The following is a 26,360-nucleotide window of genomic DNA, read 5'->3' as shown; positions in this document are numbered from 1 at the left end:
GTCTTCTTGTAAAAAAAGTGTATATGTATTGTCTCCAGGAGGTACATTTGTAACAGATGAGCAAATGGATACAATTTTATATAGTAGGTACGTATCTGCGAAATTACGCAGAAAAGGGCCTGCAAAATCGTTTGATAACGTGATCGACAACACTTTCTAATAAGTTTAGAAAAAATATTGTCGAATTATAAAGGAATTTTTTAATTTATATCGAATACAAAATACGACACGGAGATGGATTTATGGGGAACAGAATTCCCGAAGAAGTTGTTGAACAGATTCGGACGTCATCGGATATTGTAGAAGTGATTGGTGAATACGTTCAACTTAGAAAACAGGGGCGTAACTATTTCGGCCTTTGTCCATTTCATGGTGAGAATTCTCCTTCATTCTCTGTTTCATCTGATAAGCAAATTTTTCATTGCTTCGGATGTGGAGAAGGTGGAAATGTATTTTCCTTTCTAATGAAAATGGAAGGATTGGCTTTTACCGAGGCTGTTCAAAAGCTAGGTGAAAGAAATGGAATTGCGGTTGCAGAGTATACATCAGGGCAAGGACAACAAGAAGACATATCTGATGACACTGTCATCATGCAACAGGCTCATGAACTTTTGAAAAAGTATTATCACCATTTATTGGTAAATACAGAAGAAGGAAATGAAGCACTTTCGTATTTGCTAAAACGTGGTATTACGAAAGAGATGATTGAGAAGTTTGAAATTGGTTATGCGTCACCTGCTTGGGATGCAGCAACGAAAATTTTACAAAAAAGAGGTTTATCGCTGTCTAGTATGGAACAAGCTGGTCTTCTCATAAGAAGCGAGAAGGATGGTAGTCATTATGATCGCTTCCGTGGAAGGGTTATGTTTCCAATCTCTACGTTACAAGGTAAAGTGATAGCGTTTAGTGGAAGGGCGTTAGGAGATGACACTCCGAAATATTTAAATAGCCCTGAAACACCAATTTTTCATAAAAGTAAATTGTTGTATAACTTCCACCTAGCGAGGCCGTTTATTAGAAAACGTGGGCAAGTGGTCCTTTTTGAAGGGTATGCCGACGTACTAGCTGCGGTAAAAAGTGGTGTGGAAGAAGCTGTTGCGACAATGGGAACAGCTTTAACTGAAGAACAAGCAAAACTTCTGCGACGTAACGTTGAAACTGTTGTTCTTTGCTATGATGGTGATAAAGCAGGGCGAGAAGCAACGATGAAAGCAGGGCAATTATTGCTAAAAGTTGGTTGCCAAGTGAAAGTTACATCCTTGCCAGATAAGCTTGATCCTGATGAATATGTGCAACAATATGGGACAACTGCTTTTGAAAATCTTGTGAAATCAAGTATAAGTTTTGTTGGTTTTAAAATAAATTATTTGCGTTTAGGGAAAAATTTGCAAGATGAGTCTGGCAAAGAAGAATATGTGAAAAGTGTTTTAAAAGAGTTATCGTTGCTACAGGATGCGATGCAGGCAGAATCATATTTGAAGTCATTATCGCAAGAATTTTCGTATTCAATGGAAACTCTTTTGAATCAATTGCACCAATATCGCAAAGAACAAAAGGTACAGCAAAAACAAGTAAAGCAGGTTTCTAAGCCGTCTCAAATTGTTCAAACAAAACCGAAGTTAACAGGTTTTGAAAGGGCAGAAAGAGAAATTATTTATCATATGTTGCAAAGTCCAGAAGTGGCTGTTCGTATGGAATCCCACATAGAAGATTTTCATACAGAAGAACATAAAGGGATTTTATATGAACTATACGCATATTATGAAAAGGGAAATGAACCTTCAGTCGGAACATTTTTAAGTTGGCTCTCTGATGAGAAGTTGAAAAATATTATCACTGATATTTCGACGGATGAATTTATTAATCCAGAATACACAGAAGAAGTGTTACAAGGCCATTTAGAGACGCTCAACCGTCATCAAGAAAAACTTGAAAAGATGGAAATCATCTTTAAGGTAAAACAAATGGAAAAAACAGATCCTGTAGAGGCTGCTAAATATTATGTAGCATATTTACAAAATCAAAAAGCGAGAAAATAGCTTTTTTGATAAATTTTTAGTATAATGAATGTTTGTATCTCGCGTAAGGAGGGGAACAGATGGCTGACAAACCAGCTCGTTCTAAACAAATTGAAACTGAAATGACCCTTGAGCAAGTGAAAGAACAACTCACTGAGCTCGGAAAAAAACGTGGCGTTCTTACATATGAAGAGATTGCAGAACGCATGAATGGATTTGAAATTGAATCCGATCAAATGGATGAATACTATGAATATTTAGGTGAACAAGGAATTGACTTAGTTGGTGACAATGACAACGACGAAGGTCCTAATAATCGCCAAATTACAAAAGCGGAAGAAGAATTTGACCTTAATGATTTAAGTGTACCACCTGGGGTTAAAATCAATGATCCTGTTCGTATGTATTTAAAAGAAATTGGTCGTGTAGATTTACTATCCGCAGAAGAAGAAATTCGACTTGCAACGCGTATTGAAGAAGGCGATGAAGAAGCGAAACGTCGTCTGGCAGAAGCAAACTTACGTCTTGTAGTAAGTATTGCAAAGCGCTACGTGGGCCGTGGTATGCTTTTCTTAGACTTAATCCAAGAAGGGAATATGGGTCTAATTAAAGCGGTTGAAAAGTTCGATTATCGTAAAGGTTTCAAATTTAGTACGTATGCAACTTGGTGGATTCGCCAAGCGATTACACGTGCGATTGCAGACCAAGCACGAACAATTCGTATCCCAGTTCATATGGTTGAAACGATTAATAAGTTAATTCGTGTACAACGTCAATTACTACAAGATTTAGGACGCGAACCATCTCCTGAAGAGATTGGTGAAGAAATGGATCTTGCTCCAGAAAAAGTACGCGAAATCTTAAAAATTGCACAGGAGCCAGTTTCTCTTGAAACACCGATTGGTGAAGAAGATGACTCCCATTTAGGTGATTTTATTGAAGACCAAGAAGCAACATCGCCTGCGGACCATGCAGCGTATGAATTGCTAAAAGAACAATTAGAAGATGTGTTAGATACCCTAACAGATCGTGAAGAAAATGTTCTACGTCTTCGTTTTGGTTTAGATGATGGACGAACTCGTACGCTTGAAGAAGTTGGGAAAGTATTCGGCGTAACGAGAGAACGTATCCGTCAAATTGAAGCAAAAGCACTTCGTAAATTAAGACATCCAAGCCGTAGTAAGCGTCTTAAGGATTTCTTAGAATAGGCTACCTTTAAGTTTACTTCACCTTTGTGAAGTAAACTTTTTTATTTTGTTAACTTTTGTTAAACTTTAGCTATCGGCAACGATTACAATTTCTTGTAATTTATTTTACAGAATTGTCTTTTGATTTGCAAATGCTCATTTTTCGATTTTTCGATTAATTTTGTGTATTCTATACAAAAATATATGTAGAAAAGTGAAAAATATGATGAGAAACGTTAATAATTATCGAAATAATAAGCGATATAACAATAAAAAACAATAAACTGAATTTATGGAATATTTTCGACGATTAGTAGTTTACTCTTTTCTGATAGAGCGTTTTCAAGTACAATGGAAATGACTGAATCATCTAACTATTTAGGGGTATAGAGGGGGGAGAAGAGATATGAAACGTAATCCGCTGATTCCGTTCGCTCTTATTGCAGCATTAGGTATTATCGTTATGTTTGTATTTTCATTTCAGGGGCTAAATAAATCTAAAGAGTTAGCTGATGCAAAAAATGGCGGGAAGCCAGCGCAAACAGCATCAAAACCAGAGGATATTGTGAAGCAAAGCTGTACGAGCTGCCACGGTGATCAGTTACAAGGGGCAGTAGGGCCTAATTTACAAAAAATTGGTGGGAAACTTTCGAAAGAAGAGATTCAAGAAGTTATTTCGAAAGGAAAAGGAAATATGCCACCAAATATAGTTCCAGCTGATCAAGCCGCTAAAGTAGCTGATTGGTTATCGAAGAAAAAATAAAGTTCCGTATAACAAGCCTGTTGCTTATGCAAAGGGCTTGTTTTTCTATATTTTCTAAAATACGATGAGTGATAGAGAATGGAATTGTTGTTATAGGCTTGCAACAACTACTATAAATTCATTATCATGGAGACAGACTGACAAGAGAAGGAGTAATGGAAATACATGAATGAAGTAAAGCTTTCAAAACGATTAGAAGAAGTTGTGCGTGAAATACCGGCAGGATCTACAGTTGCTGATATTGGATCGGATCATGCGTATTTACCGTGTTATACAATTATAAATAATATTGCTACAAAAGCAGTTGCTGGAGAGGTTGTAGATGGGCCATTTCGCTCTGCGCAAGCAACTGTAGCTGAAAGTGGCTTACAAGATAAAGTAGATGTGCGTAAAGGGAATGGATTAGCTGTTATCGCGCCAGGAGAAGTAGATGTAATTACGGTTGCTGGAATGGGTGGAGCGTTAATTCGTGACATTTTAGAAAGTGGTAAAGAAAAATTAGAAGGGGTAACTCGTTTAATTTTACAGCCGAATATTGCAGCGCATCATATTCGTGAATGGTTTATTGAGAATGGATGGGAGCTTATCCATGAAAAAATCGTAAAAGAAGATGGGAAAATTTACGAGATTTTAGTAGGCGAGCGAGGAAACATCGTGGTGCCTTATTCTGAAAATAAACAAGCGGAATTATTTATGGGGCCATTTTTAATAAAAGAAAAAGGTGAAGCTTTCGTTGAAAAATGGGAAGGGGAATTGAAAAACTTCCAAAATATTTTAAAGCAGTTAGAACGTGCGGCTGATTCTAAAGAAACAAAAGCGAAGCGTGTGGAAGTAGAAGCGAAAATGAAAATGATACGGGAGGTTTTATCATGAGTAAAATTCCAAATGGCCATGAAATTATTTCTTTATTTGAAAGTATGTATCCGAAGCATTTGGCGATGGAAGGAGATAAGGTTGGCCTGCAAATTGGAGCGCTTAATAAACCCGTACAACACGTATTGATTGCGTTAGATGTAACGGAGGAAGTTGTGGATGAAGCAATTCAATTAGGGGCGAATGTCATTATTGCGCATCACCCTTTAATTTTTAATCCGTTAAAAGCGATTCATACAGATAAAGCGTACGGAAGAATTATTGAAACGTGTATTAAAAATGATATTGCCATTTATGCAGCACATACAAATGTGGATGTTGCTAAGGGCGGGGTAAATGATTTACTTGCTGAGGCGTTAGGATTGCAAAATACAGAAGTTTTGGCACCGACATATGCAGAAGAAATGAAAAAAGTTGTTGCGTTTGTGCCAGTAACTCATGCAGAAGAAGTACGAAAAGTATTAGGAGACGCAGGTGCTGGTCATATCGGCAATTATAGCCACTGTACGTTTAATAGTGAGGGTACAGGCACGTTTGTACCTCAAGAGGGAACAAATCCTTATATCGGGGAAACTGGGCAGTTAGAACACGTAGAAGAAGTGCGAATCGAAACGATAATTCCAGCTTCACTACAGCGAAAAGTGATTAAAGCAATGGTAACTGCACATCCATATGAAGAAGTAGCATATGATGTGTATCCACTTGATAACAAAGGTGAAACATTAGGGCTTGGAAAAATAGGATATTTACAAGAAGAAATGACACTTGGACAGTTTGCGGAACATGTAAAGAAATCATTAGATGTAAAGGGTGCACGAGTTGTTGGGGATTTAAATGATAAAGTGCGCAAAGTAGCTGTACTTGGTGGCGATGGTAACAAATACATCAATCAGGCTAAATTTAAAGGAGCGGATGTATATGTAACAGGTGACATGTATTATCATGTTGCTCATGATGCGATGATGCTCGGTTTAAATATAGTTGACCCAGGACATAACGTTGAAAAAGTAATGAAGCAAGGGGTACAAAAGCAATTACAAGAAAAAGTGGATGAAAAGAAACTCAATGTACACATTCATGCTTCGCAATTACATACAGATCCATTTACATTTGTATAAGAAAAATAAAAACCGTTGCTCATATAGGCAACGGTTTTTATTATTGTTCTTTTTTCACTTTTACACGAGGTAATATTTTTTGTAATGGTACTTTTCGAACTCTCTCCCATGTAGCGGGATTCATTGGATCATATTGATCTAAGAAAGCGATAACTTCTTTTGTAATTGGAGTTGGAGTAGAAGCACCTGCTGTAACAGCTACGTTTTCTACACCTTGTAGCCACTCTAATTTAATCTCACTTACGTCTGCAACGCGGTATGCTTTCGTACCAGCGATTTCTTGTGATACTTGTGCTAAACGGTTTGAGTTGTTACTTTTCGGATCACCGACAACAATTGTTAAGTCTGCAACATCAGCTTGTTTAGCGACAGCTTCTTGGCGAACTTGAGTTGCTAAACAAATTTCCTTATGGAATTCTGCTGTTGGGAATTTCTTCTGAATGTCCTCCATTAAATGTTGAACATCCCATTGGCTCATCGTTGTTTGATTTGTAACTAAAATTTTATCTGTTGGAATTTCTAATGTTTTTAAATCATCAGCTCTTTCGATAAGGTGAACGATGTCAGGTGCAATACCAACTGCGCCTTCTGGTTCTGGATGATTTTTTTTGCCGATATAAATGACATGGTAACCTTCAGCTTTCTTTGCTTCAATAAGGTCATGTGTTTTTGTAACATCTGGACAAGTGGCATCGATTGTCGTTAAACCTTTTTCTTTTGCACGTTGTTTAACTTCTGGAGAAACGCCGTGTGCAGTGAAAATAACAGTACCAGATTCGATTTTATCTAAAATTTCTAATCGACTTGGACCGTCTAATGTAATGATGCCATCTTCTTCGAATGCATCTGTTACATGTTTGTTGTGAACAATCATACCTAAAATATAAATAGGTCTTGGTAATGATGTATCTAATGCGGCGTTACGTGCAATAACCATCGCGTCCACAACACCGTAGCAATAACCACGAGGGGAAATTTTAACAATTTTCATATGAGTAATCCTCTCCTTCTAAACAAGAGATACTTTTGTGCATAGTCTTTTACATTATAAAGGAGGAGTGGATAGAAAACAAAGGATTGTTACACATATAGTTTTGGTTTTGTTGCTATTTTTTGAACAGGCTCCTCTCGTAATTCCTTTTCTATGACAGGCTCAATCACTATTTTTTTTCTTTTTCTTTTTTTTTGTGGAGGAGGCGGAGTTGCTACCTCAACCTTTTCTGTTATGTCTTCAGTTGGATTTTCAGTTGGATCTTCTTCCGTACTTTTTCCAGAGGTGAGGATTTTAACAATGCTTGGTAGGTTACGCATAATAGGACCGTACTGTTCGACGACAGGGCTTACAGATTGAACGACTTGGGATACTTTTTCAATATTGTTTATCATATTAGTTGGATTCGAAATTAAATTTGCAAAAAAACTGCCGATGCCGCTACTTGATGCTGCTGTAGTTGCTGCACCGCCGCGCGTTTCATTTGATTCATACATTTGAGGGGGGATCATTTGCTCTGGATGTTGCTGCATGTATGGTTGATATTGTTGTGAGTATTGCTGCGGGTATTGTTGTTGGTATTGGTATTGGTATTGTTGTTGATATTGGGGCGGTGGTTGCTGGTGCATCATTGGCGGCGGTCCTTCCATTTGTCGATAAGGTGGAACCATTTGCATGAAAGGCTCGGTTGGATCGTGTTTTTTAAAGAGTTTAGCAAGGAACCCTTTCTTTTTTTGTGCCATCGGTGGTAGCTGTGGAATTGGATATGGTGTATAAGGTTGTTGTCCTTGATTCGGATACATTTGCCTTGTGGGGGATTTTGGAAACATGTGAGAAATCCTCCTTTCTTCAGTTAGGTATATACACATACAATATGCAATAAGAGGGAAGAAGGTTAGTTTTTGAAGGAAAAACCTAAACTAAAGATGGATTTTACTTGTAGATTTCGATATAATGTAGACTTGACTGATTTGTGCGCGCAGTAGAAATTTAGAAAGAAGGTGTAACTTATGACACAACAAACTTTTACACAGTATGATTTTAAACCATTTTTAATAGATGCAGTTCGTGAACTACGCTTTACAGAACCGACAGGAATTCAAAAGAAAATTTTCCCGGTCGTGAAAAAAGGTGTAAGTGTAATTGGACAATCCCAAACAGGTTCTGGGAAAACACATGCATACTTACTTCCTACATTGAACAGAATTAATGCAAGTCGTGAAGAAGTACAACTTGTTATTACAGCGCCTACTCGTGAGTTAGCACAACAAATTTACGAAGAAATCGTGAAATTAACAAAGTTTTGTGCGGAAGATCAAATGATTACAGCACGTTGTTTAATTGGTGGAACTGATAAACAACGATCAATTGAAAAGTTGAAAAAACAACCTCATATTGTAGTTGGAACACCAGGACGTATTAAAGATTTAGTAGAAGCGCAAGCATTATTTGTTCATAAAGCAAATACTATTATTGTCGATGAAGCAGACTTAATGCTTGATATGGGATTCATTCATGATGTAGACAAAATTGCATCACGCATGCCTAGAAACTTGCAAATGCTAGTTTTCTCTGCAACAATTCCTCAAAAACTAAAACCGTTTCTGAAGAAATATATGGAGAATCCAGAGCATATTCATATCAATCCAAAACAAGTTGCGGCTGGGAATATTGAGCATTATTTAGTACCTTCTAAACATCGTAACAAAATCGATTTAGTGAACAAAATGTTGCTACAATTTAAACCGTATTTAGCAGTTGTTTTCACGAATACGAAGAAGATGGCGGATCAGGTTGCTGACGGATTAATGGAACGTGGCTTAAAAGTTGGACGAATTCACGGAGATTTATCACCGCGTGATCGTAAAAAAATGATGAAACAAATTCGTGATCTTGAATTCCAATATATTGTTGCAACTGATTTAGCAGCACGTGGTATTGATATTGAAGGAATTAGTCATGTTATTAACTACGAACTTCCATCAGATTTAGATTTCTTCGTTCACCGCGTTGGAAGAACAGCACGTGCGGGGCATTCAGGTATTGCAGTGACGATTTATGATCCAGCAAATGAAGAAGCGTTAGATAGTTTAGAAAAACAACGTCATATTGAGTTCAAGCATGTAGAGTTACGCGGAGATGAGTGGGCGGATTTAGGTGAACGTCGTCGTCGTAAGAGCCGTAAAAAACCAAATGATGAACTTGACGTTATGGCAACGAAAGTTATTAAAAAGCCGAAAAAAGTAAAACCAAACTATAAACGTAAACTTGCAACAGAACGTGACAAAGTCAAGAAAAAATATAGCAATAAAAAAAGATAAGGGGAGCCCCCTTATCTTTTTTTATCCGGCTATTTGCGGGATAATAATCGGTGGGGAATGGAAAAACACTGATTAAAGTTTCGGTGTAGCTAGTTACAATTTGCGTAGTGTTTTAGGAACAAACAATTCGCTACATATTTCTACAAATTATGCTATCATTATATCTATTGTATATTGAAGAGGTGATTGTATGTTAAAGATTGGATCTCATGTTTCTATGAGTGGTAAGAAAATGTTATTAGCAGCAAGTGAAGAGGCTGTTTCATACGGTGCAACGACGTTTATGATTTATACAGGTGCACCGCAAAATACACGAAGAAAACCAATTGAAGAATTGAACATAGAAGCAGGAAGAAAACATATGGAACTAAACGGTATTGAGGAAATTATCGTACATGCACCATATATTATTAATCTTGGGAATACGACGAAGCCAGAAACATTCCAATTAGGTGTAGACTTCCTTCGCATGGAAATTGAAAGAACATCGGCATTAGGTGTAGCGAAACAAATCGTTCTTCACCCAGGTGCGCACGTTGGTGCAGGAGCGGATGCTGGTATTCAACAAATTATTAAAGGGCTTAATGAAGTATTAACGTCAGAGCAGACGGTTAACATTGCGTTAGAAACGATGGCAGGAAAAGGAACAGAATGCGGTCGTAGCTTTGAAGAAATTGCAAAGATTATTGATGGTGTAAAATATAATGAAAAATTATCAGTATGCTTTGATACGTGTCATACGCACGATGCAGGATATGATATTGTAAATAATTTTGACGGCGTATTAAACGAATTTGATAAGATTGTTGGTATGGATCGTTTGCAAGTACTTCATATTAATGATAGTAAAAATGTATGCGGCGCAGGAAAGGACCGTCATGAAAATATCGGCTTCGGTCATATCGGTTATAAAGCGTTACATCATATTGTACATCATCCGCAGTTAATGCACGTACCAAAAATTCTTGAAACGCCATATGTAGGTGAAGATAAAAAAGATAAGAAGCCGCCATATAAATTAGAAATCGAAATGCTGAAAAATGGTACTTTTGATGAAGGAATTCTTGAGAAAATTAAAGCGCAATAAGAAATAAGGAGGGGATTTTCCCCTCCTTATTTTAGTAGTTGCTGAAATAAAGTATTTACTTGTTGGGCAGTAGCAGGGGAGGTTACTTTTGCTATTTGTTTTAAGAGCTCTAGCCGTTCGTCATTATCGTAAATGTTAATATTCTTACCTTTCATAAGTAAAACAATTTGATCCGCTTGTGCAGTCGTAATAGAAACTTCATACTCTTTACTATATTTCAATAACTCTTTTGTAGAAATATGATTTAATTTTTTATTTACAAGTTGTTTAATGAGGTTCATTGAGTTATCCTCCTTCACACGTTCTTCTATCGAAATATATGAGTACGTAGCTTGTACATATTCGCGTAGAGTTTCTTTTTTCATGAGAAAAAGAAGCGTATGTTATAATATAAGGACGAAACTATAGAAAAAGAGTATAAGGAGGACTTATGGAACAAAAGCAACATCGAAAAGAAAGTGTTATCCATCTTATTTATCGTTTAGTTATGATTATTTTTGGGGCAGCATGCGCAGCGGTAGCGATTGAACTATTTTTAATGCCAAATAAAATTATTGATGGTGGAATTATTGGTATTTCTCTTATATTAGATTATCTTACTCCTAATATTTGGTGGTTAAGTTTCTCTACTTTAGTCGTTATTCTCAATATCCCATTTATGTATTCAGGTTATAAGCAAATCGGAAAAACGTTTATGCTATCTTCGGCGTTCGGTATTGTAGCTTTAGCGTTTATTGAATCAACGTTACATGCTGTTCCGCCATTTACAACAGAGCCAATTTTAGCAACAGTGTTTGGTGGTCTTATTTTAGGGATTGGTGTAGGGCTCGTTATTCGCCATGGTGGATCAATGGACGGAACAGAAATCATGGGTATTTTATTAACGAAGAAATTACCTTTCTCTGTTGGCGAATTTGTAATGTTTGTGAACTTATTCATTTTTGCATGGGCAGCATTTGTATTTGGTGTTGAACAAGCTATGTATTCTGTTATGACGTACTATATCGCATTCAAAACAATTGATACAGTTATTCAAGGTTTAGATGAAACGAAAGCAGTTTTAATTGTATCAGATCAATATGAGGAAGTATCAAATGCGATTTTGCATCGTCTTGGTCGTGGAACTACAAAGCTTGTAGCGAAAGGCGGTTACACGGATAAAGAAAAAGAAGTTATTTATGCAGTTGTAACGCGTCTGGAAGTGACGAAGTTAAAATCAATTGTGTATGAAATTGATGCGAATGCGTTTGTTACGATTATGAATACACAAGAGACAAATGGTGGCAAGTTTAAATCAGCTATCCACTAGAAAAATTATCCAGAAAAAGCCCTCGCCAATCGTTAGGGGATGGCCTCATCTGATTAAGGTTTCATTTTATCCCGCTTTAATGGGCAGTAAGACCCCCACCTCAAAATTCAGCGAAAGCAAAGAAGTTAGGTGGGGGATCAACTGCCCATAAAAGTCCGATTGGTTCAACTAATAATCAGTGGGGGATGAAGAAAACCCCCACTGATTAAAGTTTCACTTTATAGGAATACTTTTCGAAAGCAGAGAATTTTTCTCTGCTTTTTGTTATAATAGTAAGGTTTCTTGAAAAAATTGATATATTTTAGGCAGATTGGTTTACAACTATAATAAGCTGTACTATAATTCAAATAGATATAAATCGGAATCATTCTGAATTAAAATAGGTGAGATGCTATGAATAATATATTAGAAATAGAAGGATTGTCATTTCGATATGAAGATCGAAATGTGTTAGAAGATATTAATTTGCAAGTTCCGAAGGGAGCTTTTTTAGGTTTAGTTGGGCCAAATGGTTCTGGGAAATCAACTTTGCTAAAATGTTTATTAGGCGTTTTAAAGCCAAAACAGGGAAGTATTCGTTTGTTTGGTGTTGATAGTAAGAAGTTTAAAGAATGGAACAAAGTTGGTTATGTGTCGCAAAAGGCAAATAGCTTTAATTCTGGTTTTCCGGCCACTGTTTTTGAAGTTGTATCAATGGGACTCGTTTCGAAAAAAGGGCTGTTTCGCTTTTTCACGAAAAACGATAAGGAAAAGGTGGAAAAAGCGATTGCTGATGTAGGGATGAGTGCGTTTCAAGGGCGCAATATCGGAGAACTTTCTGGTGGACAACAACAGCGTGTATTTATTGCTCGTGCGCTCGTTAGTGATCCTGAATTACTTATTTTGGACGAGCCCACTGTTGGAATAGATGTGAAGAATGTAGAAAGTTTTTATGAGACATTAGAGGATTTAAACAAAAGGTTAGGAATCACATTAATTCTCGTTACTCATGATATGGGAGCTGTTACAGAGAAGGTAACACATGTGGCATGCTTAAACCAACATCTACATTTCCATGGAAATGTAGAGAAGTTCCGAGAGTTAGAAGATGCAGAAATGTCCGTCTTATATGGACATCATGTTCATCGCTTAGAACACGAGCATGAGCATCACGGGAGGATATAATGATACAAGATTTTTTACAATATGACTTTTTACGTAACTCTTTATATGCAGGGGTTTTAATAGGACTTGTTGCGCCGCTTATCGGTGTATTTGTTGTCATTCGCCGAATGTCGCTTATTGCGGATGCTTTAAGTCACGTGACATTATCGGGTATTGCTGCAAGTTTACTACTAGAAAAAACAATTTTCACAGGAGGATTTTTAAATCCGTTATATATGGGAATGATTTTTTCTATTGGTGGGGCGTTACTAATTGAAAAATTACGTACTGTATATAAACATTATCAAGAATTAGCAATTCCGATTATTCTTTCAGCAGGAATGGGGATTGGGGTTATTTTTATATCACTTGCAAATGGATTTAACACTGATTTATTTAGTTATTTATTTGGGAGTGTAAGTGCTGTAACAAGTACGGATTTAATAATCATCGGCATTGTAGCAATTGTTGTTATTATAACGATCACTTTATTATACAAAGAGTTATTTTTACTATCGTTTGATGAGGAATATGCTGTATCAACCGGTTTGAGTGCAAAGTGGATTCACTTTATTTTCATTATATTGGTTGCTCTTGTTATTGCAGTATCAATGCGTGTAGTAGGGGTTCTTCTTGTATCATCATTAATGACGTTACCAGTTGCAGCAAGTATTCGTATTGCGAATGGATTTAAACAAACAATTTTCTTTTCCATTTTATTTGGTGAAATTGCAGTAATTGGTGGAATGTTTGCTTCATATCAACTTGATCTAGCACCAGGTGGTACAATTGTTATGATAGCAGTTCTTATTTTAATTGGTGCGATTTTATGGAAAAAGAAAAAAACTGCATAAAGTAGGGATAGATATGAATCTAACAGAAGCTTTACGCCTAATGAAAGATAAAGGATACAAACATACTGGGAAAAGGGAAGAAATGCTCAGGTTATTTGCGGCTCACAATCGTTATTTAACGGCGAAAGACGTTTTAGAGCATATGAAGGATGATTATCCAGGTCTTAGCTTTGATACGATTTATCGTAACTTAACGGTGTTTGCTGAAATTGGTGTTTTAGAACAAACGGAATTAAATGGTGAAAAACATTTTCGTTTTACATGTTCTATTATGGAACATCATCATCATTTTATTTGTTTAGATTGCGGGGGGACGAAAGAGATTACTTCCTGCCCGATGGATTTTATGAATAAAGATTTTAACGGTTATGAAGTAACCGGGCATAAGTTTGAAATATATGGCCGTTGTCCAAAATGTGCAAAATAAGAACTCGTCGGTTACATAACTGACGAGCTTTTTTACGTAAAAAAGAAGGTTGCCCACAAATATTGTGGCAACCTTCTTTTTATTGTTCTTGTGTTTCTTTTTCTTTTTCTTTTTCTCGTTCAGCAGCCATTTCAGCAGCAATTACATCGATTTCTTTTTTCAGTTCTTCTACCATTATTTCTTCTGGTACTTTACGAACAACTTGCCCTTTACGGAATAATAATCCTTCTCCACGTGCACCGGCAATACCGATATCAGCTTCACGAGCTTCACCAGGACCGTTTACAGCGCAACCAAGTACTGCAACTTTAATTGGTACTTTTAGTGTAGAGATGTATTCTTCCACTTCGTTAGCGATGCTAATTAAATCAATTTCAATACGACCACAAGTTGGACAAGAAATAAGTGTTGCTGCATTAGATGCAAGACCGAATGACTTTAATAGTTCACGCGCAACTTTTACTTCTTCAACTGGGTCAGCACTTAATGAAATACGTAGTGTATTTCCGATGCCTTTATTTAAGATTGCGCCAAGACCAGCGGCACTTTTTACAGTTCCGGCAAATAATGTTCCGGATTCTGTAATACCTAAATGTAATGGGTAATCAAAAGCACGAGCAGCTTTTTCGTATGCTTCAATTGCTAAGTTAACATCAGAGGCTTTCATAGATACGATAATATCGTGGAAATCTAAGTCCTCTAAAATTTTAATGTGATGTAGGGCGCTCTCGACCATACCATCTGCAGTTGGGTATCCGTACTTTTCTAAAATGTGACGTTCTAATGAACCTGCGTTTACACCGATACGGATTGGAATACCGCGTTCTTTTGCTGCATTTACAACAGCTTCTACTTTATGGCGACGACCAATGTTACCTGGATTGATACGTACTTTATCAATGCCACCTTCAATTGCTTTTAAAGCAAGGCGATAATCAAAATGAATATCAGCAACAAGTGGAATGTTGATTTGTTTTTTAATATCAGCAATAGCATTTGCTGCACGTTCGTCTGGAACAGCAACACGGACGACTTGACAGCCAGCTTCTTCTAAACGTTTAATTTCAGCAACTGTTGCTTCAACATCATGTGTTTTTGTTGTTGTCATACTTTGTATAATTAATTCATTATTACCGCCAATTGTTAAATTACCGACTTTAACTGGACGTGTTTTTGTACGATGAGTCATTTCATTCACGAATAGATCGCTCTCCTTATAAAAGAAGTTTCTTATTTAGTCCCTCATATCAATGAAAGTATACGTGATACAGGGCTATAGAAACCGAAGTGCTCGGTTTCACTTTTACTATTGTATCAGCGCCTTTATGCAATTGACAAGGATTAAGTGATTGCTCATTGATATAACGGGAATTTATAAGACTTTCCAATTTGTATTTTTGTAGCAGACGTACTTTTGTTTAGTTGTTTAAAGTCATCAATTACCTTTTCGATGGAAGGGATTTTTTTCTTATTAATTTGTTCGGTAATAGAAAGAACTGTCTCACCTGTTTTGACTTCAATTGTTTTATAAGTTACATCTGTTTCTTTTTCTGCCTTGTTCTCTTTATTTTGTTTTGTATCTGTACTTTCTTGTTTTATCGTTTGGGCCGCATTTGTTTTTTTATATGAACTTAACATCGGTAAAGTGCCGATTTTTATATCGTAATAAAATATATAACCAAGAACAAGCACGAATAAGAATATACCTAATCTCTTCATATTCTTCACTCCTTTGCTAGGAATATATGCTTGTCCAAAAAAAAAATGCCTATTTAGGCATTTTTTTCGTTCTTATTTTTCTTTCGGTTTTGGAACTTCTTTAATCGTTAAGTAAAGAACAATTAAAACAACTGCGATATAAATGAATGTTGAACCAGGTACAACAATTTTGAATAGATCCATAATCATAAAGAAGATTGTTGGAATTGTGTAGCTGTATGCAGTTAACGTCCATACTTGCTTATAAGATAATTTACGTTGACCGCTCATAGCAGAACCTATAAACGCAAGTAAAGTAATTCCTAAGAAAGTAATAAACAATTGGAATAGGTATACTAACACGCCGATAACAGCTAGTAAAATTGGATAAATACTATCGAATACAGAAATGAAATCTTGCAAATCTTTCTTCTCAAGAGATGTCCCTAATAAATCATTATAGGAGTATGTTTGTGTCTGACCATTTCCTATAGAAACTACTTTATCTTTTAAAATAAATAAACCAGTTTTGTTTTGATATGTTTCTATATCTGTTGTATTGGGATCGAATACGAAAAGAGCATCTCCCTCTTCCTTTAGAATAGGTTGTTCAATATCTGCTTTTAGTTCACCGTTTTCGATTTTAAAATCAGGTAAATCTTTTTCAATTGCTTGATTTACCATGGTAACACTATCTTGAATAAAGCTACCGTAAAAGAATGTTCTTGGAATAGTAGTGATTAGACAAAGTAGCATAATATACAAAATGGTTTTTCCGATTTTTTGAAAACGGAATAACGCCATATCTTTAGGCGAATACACGCTTTTGGCTAATTGGGTAAATATGGACATAGATTCACTTCCTTTGTGTATGTATAAAATCATTGTAACGTAGGAATCTAGAGAATCTCAAGATATATTATATTTACATATAGTGGAGATAACTAAATTTCTTTTTATTAATTTTCTTCTTTTATATGAGAAAAATACAATTGACACTTTTCTTTGCCATATGGTAAATTTATCTTACATTTCTTAAAGGATATATCTGATAGGAATTCCTTTATTTGATATGTTGTTACATACATAATTGTGGACCCTTAGCTCAGCTGGTTAGAGCAGACGGCTCATAACCGTCCGGTCGTAGGTTCGAGTCCTACAGGGTCCATATCCATTTCACATGTTTATTATGTCAGTGGGAAGCTTCCTTGTAGAAGGGAGCTTTTTTTACGGAATATATGAGCATTTTAATTGAAAAGAAGTGGGATTTTTGCTACGTTAATGATAGCAAGACAATGTGATTTATTTGTTTGCACCCTATGGCAATTAGGGTAGAATGAAGTTGTATGTCACTTAAGTGGCAATACATAAACTGGGAGGAATATAACAATGGCAAAACACGAATTACCAAATTTACCTTATGCGTATGATGCTTTAGAGCCTCACTTTGACAAAGAAACAATGAACATCCATCATACAAAACATCATAACACGTACATTACAAACTTAAACGCTGCTTTAGAAGGTCATGCAGAATTAGCTGACAAAAGCGTAGAAGAATTAGTTGCAAACTTAAACGAAGTACCAGAAGCAATCCGTACAGCAGTACGTAACAATGGTGGCGGACATGCTAACCATACATTCTTCTGGACAATCTTATCTCCAAACGGCGGCGGACAACCAGTAGGCGAACTTGCAACTGCAATTGAAGCGAAATTCGGTAGCTTCGATGCATTCAAAGAAGAATTCGCAAAAGCTGGCGCAACTCGTTTCGGTTCTGGTTGGGCTTGGTTAGTAGTAAACAATGGTGAGTTAGAAGTAACAAGCACGCCAAACCAAGATTCTCCTCTAACTGAAGGTAAAACTCCAGTTGTAGGTTTAGATGTTTGGGAACATGCTTACTACCTAAATTACCAAAACCGTCGTCCTGACTACATCGGTGCATTCTGGAACGTTGTAGATTGGAACGCTGCTGAAAAACGTTACCAAGAAGCAAAATAATTGTAATAACGATAGAAAAAGCTAGGAGAATGCTCCTAGCTTTTTTCTATGCTTTCCTTTTACATAATTGGGCTTGTCTTTGGAAGACTAGAACATGAAGTAAAGGAGAGTTGTGTATGAAGTGGAAACATGTAATTGGTGACGTTGAAGTGAATCGGGATTTAGTGTTATTGCTCCTTATTGGAGGTTTATACACGCTCGCAATTTCTTTATCGAATACGTTTGTTAACATTTATTTATGGAAACAAACACAAAATTATGTGAATCTTGGCTTGTATAATTTGGCCAGCGTTGTATTACAGCCTCTCACATTTCTTATAGGTGGGAAATTAGCGAAGCGTATTGATCGCTCAATCTTGTTACGAATAGGCGTAGGCACGTTAGCTATTTTTTTTATCGTTGTTTTAGTAGCGGGAAAAAGCGCTTCTCACTATATTTTATTAATGGGGGCTCTTTTAGGAGTCGGATATGGTTTTTACTGGCTCGCGTTTAACTTATTAACATTTGAGATTACAGAACCAGAAACAAGAGATTTCTTTAATGGGTTTCTTGGACTTCTTACATCCTTCTCTGGCATGATTGGACCGATAGCAGCTGGATACACAATTTCACGTATGGAAAAATGGAGTGGTTATACGGTCATATTCTTTCTTTCGTTACTGTTATTTGCAATTGCTGTCATTTTAAGCTTTTTTGTATCTAAGAGAGAATGTGAAGGACGGTATGAAATTGTACAAGTATTGAAAGAGCGGCAGATTGATAAAAATTGGGGAAGAATTACACGTGCTCATTTTTTCCAAGGGTTGAGAGAGGGAACGTTTATTTTTGTGATTTCCGTGTACGTGTATTTAGCGACGGATAGCGAACTCGCCTTAGGAAAATATAGCTTAGTAAATTCTGCTGTATCATTTGTATGTTACTACTTAGTCACTCGTATGTTAAAGAAAGAGTGGCGGAAAAAAGCAATTTTGCTTGGAGGCATTATTTTATATGCTGTCGTATTTTTAGTTATATTCAATGTTACATACGCAAAATTACTTATTTATGCAGCGTGTATTGCGGTTGCATACCCTATTTTGCTCGTTCCGTACGGGTCCATGACATATGATGTAATTGGCAGAGCGAAAAATGCGAGAGAGTGGCGTGTAGAGTATGTAGTTGTCCGGGAATTATGGTTAAATGCAGGAAGAATTTGTTCGATTTTAAGTTTTTTATGTGCTGTATTATTCTTTCCGCCCGAAAAAAGTTTACCTTACTTATTATGTATTTTAGGTGCAGGACATTTTCTTATTTATTTTGCAGTTAAAAATGTCAAATATGATGAGGGAAATGCAAGTAAAACAAGTGTTGTAACGCAAGCAACTGCGCAGAATCAAACAGAACCAGAAGGTTAACTTCTCGGTTGTTTTATGCTAGAATAGAAAAAGATGTAAGACAGCAGTGAGGACACCTGTATGAAGGTGTCCCTTTCACATTACATAGCTGTTGGTAGAGGGGGTTTGTATGAGCAAGAAGCAGAAACAACAAAAGAAAAAGACTCACGTTCCTTTTCGGTTAAACGTGCTGTTTTTCTGCGTGTTTTTAATGTTCTCCGCGGTTATTGTAAGACTTGGATATGTACAAATTGTTCGCGGTGAGGAATATAAGAATGAAGTGGAGAGGAAAGAGAACTCGACGATAAGTAATCCTGTACCACGTGGGAAAATATTTGACCGTTATGGGCGAGCTGTAGTAGATAATGCAGCTGTTCGTACGATTACATTTACAAAAATGAAAGGATCAACTGCAGAGGCTCGCTTAGAAACAGCGGAAAAGCTAGCAGATTTGATTGAAGTACCGACAGATAAATTAACAGATCGCGATAAAAAAGATTATTGGCTTGCTATGCACAAAGAGGAAGCTAAAGAAAAAATTACAAATAAAGATCGTCAAGAGTTAAAAGATAAAAAAATTGACGATAAAGAATTAGATGAACGTCAACGAAGTCGCGTGACAGAAGAAGAAGTGAATCAATTATCCGCAAAAGATTTAGAAATACTAGCGATTAAAAGCAAAATGGACGGCGGATATGCAATGACACCTCAAGTTATTAAAAAAGATGCTACAGAAGAAGAATATGCGATTATTAGTGAAAGCCTAGCAGCATTACCGGGTGTAGATACGAATGTTGATTGGGATCGAAAGTATATTTATGATGATTTATTCCGAAGTGTACTTGGCGGGGTGTCAACGTCTGATGAAGGTTTACCTAGAGAAAGACTAGATTACTATCTTGTTCGTGATTATAATCGAAATGACCGCGTAGGGAAAAGTTATCTTGAGCAGCAATATGAAGATAGTTTGCATGGTAATAAAGCGGAAGTGAAAAATATTACAGATAAAAACGGTAATATTTTAGAAACGATTAATGTATCAAAAGGGCAAAGTGGTAATAATCTGAATTTAACAATTGATATGGAATTACAAAAGCGTGTAGAAGAAATTATCACTAAAAATTTATTGAGATATAAAGGGGGACAACCTCTTTTAGATCGTGCATTCGTTGTAATGATGAATCCGAAAAATGGTGAAGTTTTATCTATGGCAGGGAAACAGTTAGTGAATGAAAATGGCGAAACGAAAGTGCAAGATTTCGCATTAGGAACGATGACAAGTTCTTATCCGATGGGATCAACTGTAAAAGGTGCGACAGTACTTACAGGCTATCAAACAGGTGCGATTCAACCAGGTTCAGTTCAACTCGATGAACCAATCGTATTGAAAGGAACGCCGAAAAAATCTTCTTGGAAGACGATGGGATATATTAATGATTTGACAGCATTAAAAATGTCTTCTAACGTTTATATGTTTAAAACGGCGATGAATCTCGCAGGTGTTCAATATGTGAGAGGTGGTACGTTAGATATACCACAAAAAGCATTTGATACGATGCGTTATTATTTCGGACAGTTTGGACTTGGTGTGAAAACAGGTATTGATTTACCGAATGAATCAGCGGGCCAAACAGGTAAAGGAATTCAGCCAGGTTTCTTATTAGATTTATCAATTGGACAGTATGATACGTATACACCACTTCAATTAGCGCAATATGTTTCAACAATTGCAAATGGTGGTTACCGTATGCAGCCGCAAGTTGTGAAAGAAATTCGTCAACCGGCAGTGAAACCAGACGAAGTTGGAAAAGTGGTTCATTCAATGGAACCGAAAGTGCTAAATCGTATTGATATGCCTGAATCACAAATTAAACGTGTTCAGGAAGGATTTAGACAAGTATTTAACGATTCTGGTGGTACAGCTGCGAAATACTTTGCAGGTGCACAATATAAAGCTGCTGGTAAAACAGGTACAGCTCAAACTGTGTATGGCGGAGATAAAGAGATTGGTAGAAAGGCAAACGGTGAGCGTAAAGAAACATATAACTTAACATTAGTAGGTTATGCGCCACTTGAAGACCCTGAAGTAGCATTTTCTGTTGTTGTACCTTGGGTAGATGATAAATCAGGTATTAACGGATATATTAGCCGTGACATTATGGACGCGTACTTTGATTTGAAAAAAATAGAAAATGGCGAAGCTTCAAAAGAGGAAATAGATAATAAAAAGAAAAATAAAGAGCAAGATGATGAATAAAAAAGTTGTAAAAAAAGCACACTATCTGAAAAGATAGTGTGCTTTTTTTTATGGTTCATGCATACGTTCTAATAAAGTGGACAAGCATATCATATCGGAAAATTAAGAGGCCTCACAAATGATACTTATACATTCCTCTGGAGGAAAATGGTTTTATGAACCAATCATCAGTGAAAATGAACAGTGGCTACGGATTAAAGTTTTACCTAATGTTGATTCTTGTGGAACTTTACAAAACTTTTACAAACAATTAAAACCGAATTAATAGTTTAGCAGTATTCTTATATCTGTAATCCTGTTATTTCCGGTTACTTCTAGGAGGAAGAACACGTGAAATGGATAAGTGCATCGATTAAAGTTTTCATGCTGTCGACATGTTTCCTTTATGTTGGCACGTCTACTGCATTTGCTGTGAATGAAATGGGAGAAGTGAGAGTTGATGGATCCTCAACAGTTTTTCCTGTTATAGAAGCAGTAGCGGAGGAATATACAAAGGTGCATCCAAACGTGAAAATTTCTATTAGTGTTTCTGGAACAGGAGGAGGATTTAATCGTTTCAGTAAAGGAGAAGTAGATATAAATAATGCTTCGAGAGCAATGAAACAAGTGGAAGAAAATGAGATGAAGAAAAACTCCATTCAGTTTACACCGTTTGAAGTCGCTTACGATGGTCTTACGATCGTTGTAAATCGCCAAAATACTTGGGTAGACAATATGACGGTAGAAGAGTTACGTCTATTATGGAGTGAAGATGAAAGCGAAAAGCGATGGTCACAAATTCATTCATCATGGCCACGTGAACAGGTGAAGTTTTATGCGCCAGGTGTAGACTCTGGTACGTATGATTATTTTCAAAATGTCATCTTACAAAATAGTCGCATTGTAAAAAAAGTCTCTTTGTCTGAAGATGATCAAGTTATTATGCAAGGGGTAATGAATGATAAAAATGCCATTGCTTTTGTAGGATATGCTTATTATATGGCCAATCGAGATAAGGTGAGAGCAATAAAAGTGAATGGTGTACTTCCGACGAAAGGTACCATTCAGTCAGGTAAGTATAAGCCATTATCTAGGCCGCTATTTGCTTATGTGAATGATGCATCTATCCGAAATAAAATGAATGTAGCAAATTATATTGAGTTTATGATTCAGCATGTTGGTGATCTCGCTGAAGAGGTTGGATATGTAAAATTACCAAAAGAAAAATACAATGAACAGCTGCGGATGTTAACAGAAATAAAAAGGTAATGTCAGGGTGGAAAGGGGTTTTCATCTTTGGCTCATAATGACAAAAGTCAAATTACATTTTCTGTACAACATTTGATTGAAAGAAATACAAAACAAAGAAAAAAAACGCAGCGAATCAATCGAATCGTTCCGTTATTACTAAAAATAATTGCTAGCGTGTCTATTGTAACGACACTTGGAATTATTTTCACATTGGCAAATGAAACATTGATGTTTTTTCAAAAAATACCATTCCTCTCCTTTTTGACGGGAAAAGAATGGTTACCTTTTTTTGAAGATCCTAAATTCGGTATATTACCACTTATATGTGGAACGTTCCTTGTAACAGCAATTGCCATGCTTGTAGCAATTCCTATCGGTTTAGCGTGTGCCGTATTTTTAAGCGAATATGCTTCAAACGGTGCAAGGAAAGTATTAAAACCGATGTTAGAACTATTAGCAGGTATTCCGACAATTGTATATGGTTTTTTTGCATTAACAGTTGTCACACCACTTTTACAACGGATTATACCAGATTTACAGTTTTTTAATGCGATTAGTCCAGGTATTGTTATTGGCTTTATGATGATACCTACAATTGCATCTCTATCTGAAGACGCGATGAGAGCTGTAGCGAAAGGGACGAAAGAAGCTTCGTTAGCACTTGGAGCAACTCGGTTTGAGATGGTAAAACAAGTCGTGTTTCCTTCGGCTTTTACAGGGATTATGGCAGCGATTATATTAGCTGCTTCCAGGGCAATTGGTGAAACGATGATAGTTGTAATTGCAGCGGGATCTACACCGAATGTATCGCTTGATCCGACACACTCTATTCAAACGCTAACAGCCTATATTGTGCAAGTGAGCTTAGGTGATGCTCCGCATGGAACAATTACGTATTACAGCATGTACGCTGTAGGCGCAACGTTATTCTTGTTTACTCTTATAATGAACATCATTTCACACTCTATTATGCGCCGCTTTAGGAGGGTGACATAATATGCGAATGTTGAATCATAAAAAAATACAAGAAAATATGGCATCACGTTTTTTAAAAGACCGAGTTTACAAGTTGTTATTTTATATAGCAATTTTATTTTCAATAGCAATACTACTTATTTTGCTTTTTCAAATTTTTGAAAAAGGTATAAGTTACCTTTCGATAGATTTCTTTACAAACTTCGCTTCGCGTAATCCGAAAGAAGCTGGGATTGCTGCAGCTTTGTCAGGAACAATATTATTTATGAGTATTGTTATACCAGTCTCCTTTATATTTGGAGTTGGAACTGCTCTTTATTTGGAGCAATATGCGAAGGAATCTATATTTAAAAAGGTAATAGAAATTAATAATCAAACGTTAGCAGGAGTACCTTCCGTTGTATTTGGATTACTCGGCTTAACTATCTTTGTATATGCTCTTCATTTAGGTGAGAGTATTATTGCGGCGGCACTGACGATGAGTTTACTCGTTTTACCGACAGTTGTTGTAGCGAGTCAAGAAGCGATACGATCTGTACCAAGTTCATTATTAGAAGCCTCTTACGGATTAGGTGCTACGAAGTGGCAAACGATGTATCAAATTGTATTGCCATCTGCTTTCCCAGGAATTATAACGGGTTGTACGTTAGCGATATCAAGGGCGATTGGAGAAGCGGCACCGCTATTAGTTATCGGGGCACTTGCATTTGCAAATTATGTTCCATTTAGTATGTTTGATAGATTTACAGTTTTACCAATTCAAATTTTTAATTGGATGAGTAGACCGCAAGAAGAATTTCAGTACGTAGCAGCTGCTGGGATGATTGTCTTGTTAGGTTTATTACTCTTTATCAATATATTTGTCTTATGGTTACGAAATCGAAAATAAGTTGGAAATGGATGAAAGGGGAATTCAAATGGTAGCAACAGTAGTAAATGTACAGGTGAAAAACGAGGAGAAAATCGAGACTGCACCAAATAAAGTAGTATTTGATACGAAAAACTTAAATTTATGGTACGGAGAAGACCATGCTTTAAAAGATATTAACTTAAGCATTCATGAGAATGAAGTTACAGCAATTATCGGACCAAGTGGTTGTGGTAAATCAACGTACTTAAAAACATTAAATCGTATGGTAGAGTTAGTACCAATCGTGCGAACTACAGGTGTAATTGAATATAGAGAGCGCAATATATTTGAAAAATCATACCCAGTTGAAGAATTAAGAACTCATGTGGGAATGGTGTTCCAAAAGCCAAATCCATTTCCGAAATCTATTTATGAAAATGTAGCATATGGCCCGAAAATTCATGGTATTCGTGATAAGAAAACATTGGATGAAATTGTTGAAAAAAGTTTACGTGGAGCAGCGATTTGGGATGAGTTAAAAGATCGTTTGCATGATAATGCATACGGTTTATCTGGTGGACAGCAACAGCGTCTATGTATCGCACGTTGTTTAGCAATTGAACCAGACGTTATTTTAATGGATGAGCCAACATCGGCACTAGATCCAATTTCAACATTAAAAGTAGAAGAATTAATTCAAGAGTTAAAGAAAGACTTTAGTATTGTGATCGTAACGCATAACATGCAACAAGCAGCACGTATTTCAGACAAAACTGCTTTCTTCTTAAGTGGAGAAGTTGTGGAATATACAGATACAAATAAATTATTTACGACACCTTCAGATAAGCGTACAGAAGATTATATTACAGGCCGATTCGGTTGATATCGTTGCAAGGATAAGAGTAAATACCCTCTTAACAGAGGGTATTTCTTATTTTTACCTCATTTAATTAGAGAAGTAATACTTCTCCTATCTTAAGGCTTATTACAAATAGGCTAGGTAGGAGATCTATATATAATGGCACATAATATTGAGGGGGGAAGAAACAATGGTAAGAGAACAGTTTCAATGTGATTTAAAAATGTTACAGCAAAAGGTGATTGAGCTTGGAGAGCTAGCGAGGGAAGCTTTATTGCTTGCTATGGAAGGTCTTCATAAAAGGGATGTAGAGAAAGCGTTAGAGGTAATTGATGGTGATTATCGTATGGATAATTTAGAAGAGGAAATAAATGATCTTGCGCTGATGCTTATTACGAAGCAGCAACCTGTAGCAAGTGATTTAAGAAGGATTTTCATTTCAATTAAAACAGCGACAGATTTAGAGCGTATTGCAGATCATGCTGTTAATATTGCGAAATCAACAATTCGTCTTGGGGAAAAAGAGGTGGTTGTTAGTTTGCACAATCTTGATGAAATGTTTGCAATTGCAAATAAGATGCTACAGTTAGCGCTAGAAGCATATGAGCAAGAAAATTTAACTTTTGCGAAACAAATTGCCGAAATGGATGATTCAGTTGATGAAATATATGGGAAAGCGATTCGTGAATTTATATCTTCAGTTCCAGAACAACCAGAAGCAATTACACAAATTACACAATTATCCTTTGTGGCGAGATATATCGAGCGTGTAGCAGATCATATTACAAATATTGCTGAAAATGTTTTTTATTTAGTAAAAGGAAAGCATTACTTATTAAATGAATAAAGAAAAAAGGCAGGTGAAACATCACCTGCCTTTTTTAGTCAAAACATGACAAAAAAAGCTCGTTGTTTCCTTTAGTTTATGATGATAAGATGTATCATAATGTAATGGAAAAAATAGGACACATATGTTGTTCATTTAATAAGTAATAGTTTAACGAGTTAATAGTAAGCGCTTTCTTT

General features: G+C 36.3%; 25 protein-coding genes and 1 tRNA gene. 20 read left to right on the top strand and 6 right to left on the bottom strand.

Annotated features, from left to right (window positions below; all coding sequences use genetic code 11):
- The first annotated feature begins 242 nt into the window (after positions 1-242).
- The 5 genes from dnaG (at position 243) to MKX31_RS19435 (ending at position 5,959) form a co-directional block, all read left to right on the top strand.
- On the top strand, positions 243-2,039 hold the full coding sequence (gene dnaG / locus MKX31_RS19455; RefSeq protein ID WP_064474776.1) for a DNA primase: 1,797 nt from the start codon (positions 243-245) through the stop codon (positions 2,037-2,039).
- 59 nt (positions 2,040-2,098) lie between these two features.
- On the top strand, positions 2,099-3,226 hold the full coding sequence (gene rpoD / locus MKX31_RS19450) for an RNA polymerase sigma factor RpoD (protein ID WP_000764061.1): 1,128 nt from the start codon (positions 2,099-2,101) through the stop codon (positions 3,224-3,226).
- Positions 3,227-3,611: 385 nt separating this feature from the next.
- Positions 3,612-3,968, top strand: a complete 357-nt coding sequence (gene cccA, locus MKX31_RS19445; RefSeq protein ID WP_000828147.1) for a cytochrome c550 — start codon at positions 3,612-3,614, stop codon at positions 3,966-3,968.
- 165 nt (positions 3,969-4,133) lie between these two features.
- Positions 4,134-4,841: a tRNA (adenine(22)-N(1))-methyltransferase gene (locus tag MKX31_RS19440; RefSeq protein WP_064474777.1), complete on the top strand. Its 708-nt coding sequence runs from the start codon at positions 4,134-4,136 to the stop codon at positions 4,839-4,841.
- Complete coding sequence (locus MKX31_RS19435; protein ID WP_064474778.1) at positions 4,838-5,959, top strand: Nif3-like dinuclear metal center hexameric protein; 1,122 nt, start codon at positions 4,838-4,840, stop codon at positions 5,957-5,959. The genes MKX31_RS19440 and MKX31_RS19435 overlap by 4 nt, the downstream gene beginning before the upstream one ends.
- Before the next feature lie 40 nt (positions 5,960-5,999).
- On the opposite strand, the gene MKX31_RS19430 is transcribed toward MKX31_RS19435, so the two are convergent.
- On the bottom strand, positions 6,000-6,950 hold the full coding sequence (locus MKX31_RS19430; protein WP_000706674.1) for a 4-hydroxy-3-methylbut-2-enyl diphosphate reductase: 951 nt from the start codon (positions 6,948-6,950) through the stop codon (positions 6,000-6,002).
- Positions 6,951-7,039: 89 nt separating this feature from the next.
- Entirely contained in the window at positions 7,040-7,780 is a 741-nt protein-coding gene (vrrA, locus tag MKX31_RS19425) for a VrrA/YqfQ family protein (RefSeq protein WP_098102398.1), read from the bottom strand.
- 180 nt (positions 7,781-7,960) lie between these two features.
- Here vrrA and MKX31_RS19420 point away from each other — a divergent pair, with 180 nt between their 5' ends.
- Positions 7,961-9,271 carry a DEAD/DEAH box helicase gene (locus MKX31_RS19420; RefSeq protein WP_000194012.1) on the top strand — a complete coding sequence of 437 codons (1,311 nt, stop codon included), beginning with the start codon at positions 7,961-7,963 and terminating at the stop codon, positions 9,269-9,271.
- Positions 9,272-9,461: 190 nt separating this feature from the next.
- On the top strand, positions 9,462-10,358 hold the full coding sequence (locus MKX31_RS19415) for a deoxyribonuclease IV (protein ID WP_064474780.1): 897 nt from the start codon (positions 9,462-9,464) through the stop codon (positions 10,356-10,358).
- A gap of 26 nt (positions 10,359-10,384) precedes the next feature.
- On the opposite strand, the gene MKX31_RS19410 is transcribed toward MKX31_RS19415, so the two are convergent.
- The gene (locus MKX31_RS19410) at positions 10,385-10,639 is read right to left on the bottom strand and encodes a DUF2624 domain-containing protein (protein ID WP_001048965.1); all 255 of its coding nucleotides are present in this window, start codon (positions 10,637-10,639) and stop codon (positions 10,385-10,387) included.
- Positions 10,640-10,788: 149 nt separating this feature from the next.
- On the opposite strand from MKX31_RS19410, the gene MKX31_RS19405 reads away from it, so the two are divergent.
- The 4 genes from MKX31_RS19405 (at position 10,789) to MKX31_RS19390 (ending at position 14,091) form a co-directional block, all read left to right on the top strand.
- Positions 10,789-11,667 (top strand): YitT family protein, encoded by an 879-nt coding sequence (locus tag MKX31_RS19405; RefSeq protein WP_000435955.1) that lies wholly within the window; start codon positions 10,789-10,791, stop codon positions 11,665-11,667.
- Positions 11,668-12,060: 393 nt separating this feature from the next.
- On the top strand, positions 12,061-12,831 hold the full coding sequence (locus tag MKX31_RS19400) for a metal ABC transporter ATP-binding protein (RefSeq protein ID WP_064474781.1): 771 nt from the start codon (positions 12,061-12,063) through the stop codon (positions 12,829-12,831).
- Positions 12,831-13,664: a metal ABC transporter permease gene (locus tag MKX31_RS19395; RefSeq protein WP_064474782.1), complete on the top strand. Its 834-nt coding sequence runs from the start codon at positions 12,831-12,833 to the stop codon at positions 13,662-13,664. Before MKX31_RS19400 ends, MKX31_RS19395 begins: the two co-directional genes overlap by 1 nt.
- Positions 13,665-13,677: 13 nt before the next feature.
- A complete protein-coding gene (locus MKX31_RS19390; protein ID WP_001054512.1) occupies positions 13,678-14,091 on the top strand; it encodes a Fur family transcriptional regulator in 414 nt (137 codons plus the stop codon).
- Between the two features lie 79 nt (positions 14,092-14,170).
- Here MKX31_RS19390 and ispG read toward each other — a convergent pair whose 3' ends face one another.
- The 3 genes from ispG to MKX31_RS19375 all read right to left on the bottom strand — a co-directional run bounded on the left by ispG (position 14,171) and on the right by MKX31_RS19375 (position 16,641).
- Entirely contained in the window at positions 14,171-15,280 is a 1,110-nt protein-coding gene (gene ispG, locus MKX31_RS19385) for a flavodoxin-dependent (E)-4-hydroxy-3-methylbut-2-enyl-diphosphate synthase (RefSeq protein WP_122950842.1), read from the bottom strand.
- A 164-nt stretch (positions 15,281-15,444) separates the two neighbouring features.
- Entirely contained in the window at positions 15,445-15,810 is a 366-nt protein-coding gene (locus MKX31_RS19380; protein ID WP_064474783.1) for a hypothetical protein, read from the bottom strand.
- Positions 15,811-15,882: 72 nt separating this feature from the next.
- Complete coding sequence (locus MKX31_RS19375; RefSeq protein WP_000021902.1) at positions 15,883-16,641, bottom strand: DUF1189 domain-containing protein; 759 nt, start codon at positions 16,639-16,641, stop codon at positions 15,883-15,885.
- A 242-nt stretch (positions 16,642-16,883) separates the two neighbouring features.
- Between MKX31_RS19375 and MKX31_RS19370 the strand changes: the two genes are divergently transcribed.
- From MKX31_RS19370 to phoU, 9 genes are all read left to right on the top strand, one after another.
- A tRNA-Ile gene (locus tag MKX31_RS19370) sits at positions 16,884-16,957 on the top strand.
- Positions 16,958-17,178: 221 nt separating this feature from the next.
- Complete coding sequence (gene sodA / locus MKX31_RS19365) at positions 17,179-17,790, top strand: superoxide dismutase [Mn] (protein WP_001052034.1); 612 nt, start codon at positions 17,179-17,181, stop codon at positions 17,788-17,790.
- A 116-nt stretch (positions 17,791-17,906) separates the two neighbouring features.
- Positions 17,907-19,184: an MFS transporter gene (locus tag MKX31_RS19360; protein ID WP_064474784.1), complete on the top strand. Its 1,278-nt coding sequence runs from the start codon at positions 17,907-17,909 to the stop codon at positions 19,182-19,184.
- A 109-nt stretch (positions 19,185-19,293) separates the two neighbouring features.
- Positions 19,294-21,420, top strand: a complete 2,127-nt coding sequence (locus tag MKX31_RS19355; protein WP_064474785.1) for a peptidoglycan D,D-transpeptidase FtsI family protein — start codon at positions 19,294-19,296, stop codon at positions 21,418-21,420.
- A 330-nt stretch (positions 21,421-21,750) separates the two neighbouring features.
- The gene (gene phoX / locus MKX31_RS19350; RefSeq protein WP_064474786.1) at positions 21,751-22,668 is read left to right on the top strand and encodes a phosphate ABC transporter substrate-binding protein PhoX; all 918 of its coding nucleotides are present in this window, start codon (positions 21,751-21,753) and stop codon (positions 22,666-22,668) included.
- 27 nt (positions 22,669-22,695) lie between these two features.
- The gene (gene pstC, locus MKX31_RS19345; RefSeq protein WP_340981437.1) at positions 22,696-23,646 is read left to right on the top strand and encodes a phosphate ABC transporter permease subunit PstC; all 951 of its coding nucleotides are present in this window, start codon (positions 22,696-22,698) and stop codon (positions 23,644-23,646) included.
- A gap of 1 nt (position 23,647) precedes the next feature.
- Positions 23,648-24,514, top strand: coding sequence for a phosphate ABC transporter permease PstA (gene pstA, locus MKX31_RS19340; RefSeq protein ID WP_088048106.1), 867 nt, complete (start codon positions 23,648-23,650; stop codon positions 24,512-24,514).
- 28 nt (positions 24,515-24,542) lie between these two features.
- Positions 24,543-25,358, top strand: coding sequence for a phosphate ABC transporter ATP-binding protein (gene pstB, locus MKX31_RS19335; protein ID WP_064474789.1), 816 nt, complete (start codon positions 24,543-24,545; stop codon positions 25,356-25,358).
- 166 nt (positions 25,359-25,524) lie between these two features.
- Positions 25,525-26,181, top strand: a complete 657-nt coding sequence (phoU, locus tag MKX31_RS19330) for a phosphate signaling complex protein PhoU (protein WP_033657724.1) — start codon at positions 25,525-25,527, stop codon at positions 26,179-26,181.
- Positions 26,182-26,360 lie beyond the last annotated feature (179 nt).

This window comes from Bacillus sp. FSL M8-0063, from assembly GCF_038005545.1.
GTDB lineage: Bacteria > Bacillota > Bacilli > Bacillales > Bacillaceae_G > Bacillus_A > Bacillus_A wiedmannii.
The sequence above is the reverse complement of the archived record's forward strand: the minus strand, read 5'-3'. Positions and strand labels throughout refer to the sequence as shown.

Coding starts and splice junctions, on each gene's coding strand:
- dnaG (WP_064474776.1), top strand. CDS start 243: ATGGGGAACAGAATTCCCGAAGAAGTTGTTGAACAGATTCGGACGTCA.
- rpoD (WP_000764061.1), top strand. CDS start 2,099: ATGGCTGACAAACCAGCTCGTTCTAAACAAATTGAAACTGAAATGACC.
- cccA (WP_000828147.1), top strand. CDS start 3,612: ATGAAACGTAATCCGCTGATTCCGTTCGCTCTTATTGCAGCATTAGGT.
- MKX31_RS19440 (WP_064474777.1), top strand. CDS start 4,134: ATGAATGAAGTAAAGCTTTCAAAACGATTAGAAGAAGTTGTGCGTGAA.
- MKX31_RS19435 (WP_064474778.1), top strand. CDS start 4,838: ATGAGTAAAATTCCAAATGGCCATGAAATTATTTCTTTATTTGAAAGT.
- MKX31_RS19430 (WP_000706674.1), bottom strand. CDS start 6,950: ATGAAAATTGTTAAAATTTCCCCTCGTGGTTATTGCTACGGTGTTGTG.
- vrrA (WP_098102398.1), bottom strand. CDS start 7,780: ATGTTTCCAAAATCCCCCACAAGGCAAATGTATCCGAATCAAGGACAA.
- MKX31_RS19420 (WP_000194012.1), top strand. CDS start 7,961: ATGACACAACAAACTTTTACACAGTATGATTTTAAACCATTTTTAATA.
- MKX31_RS19415 (WP_064474780.1), top strand. CDS start 9,462: ATGTTAAAGATTGGATCTCATGTTTCTATGAGTGGTAAGAAAATGTTA.
- MKX31_RS19410 (WP_001048965.1), bottom strand. CDS start 10,639: ATGAACCTCATTAAACAACTTGTAAATAAAAAATTAAATCATATTTCT.
- MKX31_RS19405 (WP_000435955.1), top strand. CDS start 10,789: ATGGAACAAAAGCAACATCGAAAAGAAAGTGTTATCCATCTTATTTAT.
- MKX31_RS19400 (WP_064474781.1), top strand. CDS start 12,061: ATGAATAATATATTAGAAATAGAAGGATTGTCATTTCGATATGAAGAT.
- MKX31_RS19395 (WP_064474782.1), top strand. CDS start 12,831: ATGATACAAGATTTTTTACAATATGACTTTTTACGTAACTCTTTATAT.
- MKX31_RS19390 (WP_001054512.1), top strand. CDS start 13,678: ATGAATCTAACAGAAGCTTTACGCCTAATGAAAGATAAAGGATACAAA.
- ispG (WP_122950842.1), bottom strand. CDS start 15,280: ATGACTCATCGTACAAAAACACGTCCAGTTAAAGTCGGTAATTTAACA.
- MKX31_RS19380 (WP_064474783.1), bottom strand. CDS start 15,810: ATGAAGAGATTAGGTATATTCTTATTCGTGCTTGTTCTTGGTTATATA.
- MKX31_RS19375 (WP_000021902.1), bottom strand. CDS start 16,641: ATGTCCATATTTACCCAATTAGCCAAAAGCGTGTATTCGCCTAAAGAT.
- sodA (WP_001052034.1), top strand. CDS start 17,179: ATGGCAAAACACGAATTACCAAATTTACCTTATGCGTATGATGCTTTA.
- MKX31_RS19360 (WP_064474784.1), top strand. CDS start 17,907: ATGAAGTGGAAACATGTAATTGGTGACGTTGAAGTGAATCGGGATTTA.
- MKX31_RS19355 (WP_064474785.1), top strand. CDS start 19,294: ATGAGCAAGAAGCAGAAACAACAAAAGAAAAAGACTCACGTTCCTTTT.
- pstA (WP_088048106.1), top strand. CDS start 23,648: ATGCGAATGTTGAATCATAAAAAAATACAAGAAAATATGGCATCACGT.
- pstB (WP_064474789.1), top strand. CDS start 24,543: ATGGTAGCAACAGTAGTAAATGTACAGGTGAAAAACGAGGAGAAAATC.
- phoU (WP_033657724.1), top strand. CDS start 25,525: ATGGTAAGAGAACAGTTTCAATGTGATTTAAAAATGTTACAGCAAAAG.